This is a genomic window from Sandarakinorhabdus sp., from assembly GCF_040398645.1.
In the GTDB taxonomy this organism is placed as follows: domain Bacteria; phylum Pseudomonadota; class Alphaproteobacteria; order Sphingomonadales; family Sphingomonadaceae; genus Sandarakinorhabdus.
Genome location: NZ_JBBATR010000067.1, coordinates 10316 through 13143, shown reverse-complemented (window position 1 = coordinate 13143; position 2828 = coordinate 10316). Strand labels below are relative to the sequence as shown.

Below are 2828 nucleotides of genomic sequence, written 5' to 3'. Positions count from 1 at the left end.
ACTGGCCCTGCCCGACACACCCGAAACCCAGGCGCTGCGCCGGGCCTTTCGCTTTGGCTTTGCGCCTTATGAAATGCTGCGCACCCGTCAATTGCAGACCAGCCGCATCGCCGAAGCTGGCTTTGGCACCGGCGTGAATGCGCTGATCCCGCGGGTAACGCTCGCCGATGCCAGCACCCGCGACGTGACCACGCCCAACAACGACACGCTTTATGGCTCGGCCTGGCTGGATCTGAGCCAGGGCCCGGTGTTTTTCACCATGCCGCCGCTCACCCGCTATCATGTCGCATCGCTGATGAGCATCACCAGCGATGTTGGCGCGCTGCTCGGCACCCGCAGCGTTGGCCGCGCCGGCGGGCGATATGCCATCGTTGGCCCCGGCTGGCGCGGCGATCTGCCGGCCAATGCCGAAATGGTGCGCAGCCAATCCAACGACGCCTGGCTACTGCTGCGCGTGGTGGTGAACGGCCCGGACGATCTTGCCGCCGCCGCCGATGGCCTGACGCGCTTCACATTGTCGGCGGTGGCCGGGGCGACGCCGCTGGATTTGGTGGTGCCGGCCATGCCCGATGGCCGGGCGTTCGTGATCACGGTGAACGCCGCCATCGAACGCTCCGGCGATGCGCTGCTGGTGCAGCGGGCGCGGGCCTTTGCCGATCAGGGGCTGGGCACGGGGTGGGACAGTCTGTCACCGGCCCAGCAAAACCTGTGGAACGCGCATCTGCCGGCGCTGATCGCCGAATTGAAGGGCGGCCTGACCGGCGGCAGCAACGTGAATGGGGGCATGAATGGCTGGGTGTATCCGCCGTTCAACATGGCGCTGTACGGCGAAGATGATGATTTGCGCAGCATGGTGGCCCTGGGTGGGCTGGCGGCATTGCCGCGCGTTGAGGCGATTTATGTGACCGCGCGCCAGGACGGCGAGGGCCGCGCCCTGACCGGAGACAAGAGCTGGCGGCTGACCATGCCGGGCGGCCTGCCCGTGGGCGGCTTCTGGTCACTGACCATGTATGAACAGGCCGATGATGGCCGGCTGTTCTTCGTGCCCAACACGCTTGATCGTTATGCGGTGGGCGACCGGTCAAAGCATCTGCGCGGCAACCCCGATGGCAGCATCGAATTGTTCATCCAGCACGGCAAACCGTCGGGCGAGCGGGTGGTGAACTGGCTGCCGGCGCCAAAAGGCCCGTTTGTGCTGATGTTCCGCGCCTATCTGCCCGGCACTGGCCTGCTGGATGGCAGCGTCCGCTTGCCCGCCGTTACCGAAGGTGAGATGATTCCATGAGCAGCCCAACTGACACGGCGCGCGCCGGCAAGCATATATTGCTCGATATTCTGGCGTCCGAAGGCGTCACCCATATATTCGGCAATCCCGGCACCACCGAATTGCCGCTGCTTGATGCGATGGTGGTGGAAACGCGCATCCGCTACATCTTGGGCCTCAACGAAGTGGTGGTGATGGGCATGGCCGATGGCTGGGCGCAGTCCACGGGCCGGCTGGCGGTGTGCAATCTTCATGCTGCGCCAGGCCTCGGCAACGCCATGGGCATGCTCTACAACGCCGCCAAGGCCGGCGCGCCCGTGCTGGTGACCGCCGGGCAGCAGGACATGAGCATCCGCCTGACCGAGCCGCTGCTGTGGGACGATTTGGCGACAATGGCGCGTCCGCTGTGCAAATGGTCGTTTGAAGTGAACAGCATCGAGGAATTGCCGCGCGCCGTGCGCCGCGCCGCCAAGGTGGCGCTGACGGCGCCGACCGGCCCGGTGTTCCTGTCCATCCCCGGTGACGTGCTGACGGCGTTTGCCGCCGATGACCTCGATCTGGGCGCGCCGACCCGGATTGGCGGCGCTCTACGCGGCGACGCGGGCGAGATTGCCAAGGCTGCTGCGTTGATTGCCGCCGCGCAAACCCCGGTGATCTTTGCAGGTGACTGTGTGGCAGGCCGCGATGCCTTTGCCGAGATTGTCGCCTTCGCCGAAGCGGTGGGCGCGCCGGTGTATATGGAGGGTATGGCCAACCGCGCCGCCTTTCCGTCAAACCATCCGCTCTATGCCGGCACCGTGCCGCGCATGACGCCGGCGCTGCGCAGCGTCATGCAGCACCATGATCTGCTGATCAGCATCGGCGCCGATCTGCTCACCCAGAGCCAGGCCACCGGCGTCGAGGCGCTCACGCCGGGCACCAAGGTGGTGCATCTCGATGATGAGCCGTGGCAGATCGGCAAGAATTTCGCCGCGACAGCCGCCATTCAGGCCTGCCCGAAGGCGACGCTGCCGGAATTGACGGCGCTGGTGGAGGGGTGCGGCGTATCGCGCCGGGCCGGCGTGGCAGCGAAGATCGCGGAGGCGAAGGCCGCCCTGCTGGCCAAGGCCGAAGCGGCGATGGACGCGCAGCCGATGGACCCGATGGCGGTGCTCAAGCGGCTGGGCGAGGTGATGCCGGATGATGCCATCATCATCGAGGAACTTCTGTCCTCAGGCATGAACATGGTGCGCAGCCTGCTGCCGGCCACCCGCCCCGATAGCTGGTTCGGGATGCGCGGCGGCGGCATCGGTGTAGCGCTGCCGCAAGCCGCGGCGATCAAGCTGGCCCACCCGGACCGCCCGGTGGTGGCGCTGACCGGCGATGGCAGCCTGATGTATTCGGCCGCCGCGCTGTGGACCTGCGCGCATTACAAATTGCCGGTGATCACCATCGTCTTCAACAACGCCAGCTACCGCATCCTCAAGCAGCGCACCCGCGCCATCGGCGATCACAGCGCCCGAACAAGCGTGTTCGTGGCGATGGATTTGCAGGAGCCAGCCATCGATTTCATGGCGCTGGCGGC

General features: G+C 66.4%; 2 protein-coding genes. Both read left to right on the top strand.

Annotated elements, in window-relative coordinates; all coding sequences use genetic code 11:
• A partial coding sequence (locus ABWP50_RS11950; RefSeq protein ID WP_353218213.1) for a DUF1254 domain-containing protein occupies window positions 1–1285 on the top strand: 1285 nt, incomplete at its 5' end.
• Window positions 1282–2828: thiamine pyrophosphate-binding protein (locus ABWP50_RS11945; RefSeq protein ID WP_353218212.1), on the top strand; the 1547-nt coding region annotated here is incomplete at its 3' end. The genes ABWP50_RS11950 and ABWP50_RS11945, both read left to right, overlap by 4 nt.